A 2,632-nucleotide genomic window follows, 5' to 3' on the forward strand; every position below is an offset into this window, starting at 1 on the left:
TGGTCGAAGTAATGAAGATACTGCCGACAGATTTGTAGAAAAATCCAGGATTGCCGGTCCATCAAATCGAACTGCCCGAAGGCCGCGAATCAAATTAAGCCAATCAAACTGTGAACCAGCTCCATTGGCAGCAAAGAAAGGCATCATTCTATTATGATGAACGCCATCATTTTCATACAAATACAGTGACTTTAAATGGCTCCCCAAGGTGGTCACAACATCATACATATTTTGACCGACCATGTTGCATACGCCCACATCAAGGCAGAAACCAAATGTCTCCGAACCGACCTTATTGTTGAGTTCATCAATGAAAGAAACTGCCTGTACCGGCTCACTGCAAAAGCCCCGCAAAAAATGACCATTCAAATTACGCAGGCCATTCACAACCAAAATAGTTATATCTGCTTTTTGGGCACACTCCGCTAAGGACAAATAAAATTCACGATTTATGGATATAATGTCCTCAAAGCTGTCACCTTCAAAGGGGTACACTATAATATATTTACAGCCGTATTCCCCGGCGTATCCAATACATTCCTTCACTAAATCGGACTTAATTGCTTCCATATCTGGTATTTTTTGCTCTTTTACAAAATTAGGAGCAACGGCTATTCCGCTTTTCAAGCCATGAAGCTGAGCTTCTGCCATGTAATTTTGCATCCACTCCCTCCAATGCTCCAGCACCTCATCACGCTTTTTAGGCAAGGCAATACCGCCGGTAAACATATTAAAATCAAGCACGATTTCATCAAATCCTGCCTGACGAAATTTATTAAATCCATTTCCGGGGCGTTTAACCTCCGCAATGCCCCCTGCAGAGCAAACTATGTTCATAACAACACCTCAAATTATCACAACATCCTCCTATATCAGCCGCTCTGTTATAAGCTTCTTCAATTTAGTGGATGACGTACTCTGGGTATACGGGAAGAATACCATGGTACTGCCCCGCTCCTCCAGCCATTCTTTTTTTCTCAGCCATACTGGGTCGTGCTCATAATCACTACCAGAAAATTGCACATCGAAATGATACAGCTTCCAAGCCATATCTGTATCAGGATGTTCAAAAGGAATCTCATTAGCCTCATCCACATAACGGCAGGATTTGACGATTTCCAACCGCTCCTCAAATGGCACAAAAGGCTCCACCTTTTTATATTCCCGCACCTGTCTATCAGAAACTACACCTACAATAAGATAATCGCACTGCTCCTTGGCGCGACGAAGAATATTTAGATGACCATAGTGAAACAAGTCGAACACCCCTGCCACATAGCCAATGTGATACTTTTTAGGCTTTGAGCTAATATCTGCAACACCTTGTACTATTGGCTTAAATATACGTGGATACTCCCTATTAGCATCATAAATGCTATATTCTGTCACTCCCATGGTGTCCAGCTGCTTCACTATAGTATTATAATTCTTGATACAAATAATTACTTTATACTCATTCTGACTCAAATCACGCAAATAATCCGGAGACACAATTTCCACACCATACAAAGTATCTCCCCAACGTTTTGGATTATTATCAATAATCTTATATACAGGATAATCAGCTTTAAACAAAGTCATAAACTGGTCGGCATACTTTCCCGAACCGAAAATGATAAGCTTTCGTGAAGCTGCATTATGAAAAATATCAACAAACAGCTTTTGATATTTTCCCGCGGAATAATTCATGCGAAACCGATTGGAATTTATAATATCAAAATTTCGCCGATGCTCATTATAAAAATTGGCTAAACCAGTCTCGTTACGAAGTTCAACCAAATAATCATAGCTTAATTTATTCCATTCATCCTGGTATTTCAGCAAATCGTAACGCTCCAACACCTTGTCATAAGGATAAATTCTGTCGAGCTCAGCCTCACTACCATATACAGCATTAACCATGCGAATCAACAAAACATTGGCCGGATAATTTTCTATATAAAATTCCTGATCATAAAACTGAAATGTGCCATCCACATAAAAGCTATTTAACGGAACCATGTCAAAATAGCCTCGTTTCAGCACAACGCCACGGCCATCGCCCATATCTTCTGACACATGCTCGGAGGATTGAAGGATTAAATCACGAAATTTATCCATCTCCCGTAAAAAAGCCTCTATATCCTGCCTTAACAGCTCTCGAAGATAAATGAGCCCACTTTTTGCATGAACATAAGGCATCCAATATGAATCCCTCTCCAATTTGGCAGGAACCACCGGAATACCATGTGATTTTAAATCTTCACCATGCTCAATCAGTTCTTTTAATCTTTGTTGCCCAGCCGTAAATACGGCTTTCTTCTCCACTGTATCATCTGCATGAACGACAGTTACTAAGGCATCCCTATCATCACGATCCAAAGAACAGGTCACGCAATGCACATCTGATAATTCACCATCCTTGGCACACTCAATCAAATATCCATTGGCCATAGGGAACCACAGCCCATTATCCACCATGCTTTCATAAAGATTATTCTCATTAATGAATATAGTGTCAGGATCATTGTAGAAAGGGAATAACCTTATAGCCATATCCTCATTAGGAATAACCTGCTCCTCAAATAAATGGGAAGCTACCGTCAAATCCGGCCACACAGAAAAAAACTGCTGGGATGAAAATCCAGCCTCC

General features: G+C 40.6%; 2 protein-coding genes. Both read right to left on the minus strand.

Features of this window, described 5'->3' with window-relative positions:
- Nucleotides 1–837, minus strand: an 837-nt coding sequence (locus K6C05_RS03145; RefSeq protein ID WP_296731121.1) for a TIM barrel protein, incomplete at its 3' end; no start/stop codon positions are given.
- Nucleotides 838–867: 30 nt separating this feature from the next.
- Nucleotides 868–2,632, minus strand: a 1,765-nt coding sequence (locus tag K6C05_RS03150; protein WP_296731123.1) for an adenylyltransferase/cytidyltransferase family protein, incomplete at its 5' end; no start/stop codon positions are given.

The sequence above is a fragment of the Anaerovibrio sp. genome (assembly GCF_024697385.1).
Lineage (GTDB): Bacteria > Bacillota > Negativicutes > Selenomonadales > Selenomonadaceae > Anaerovibrio.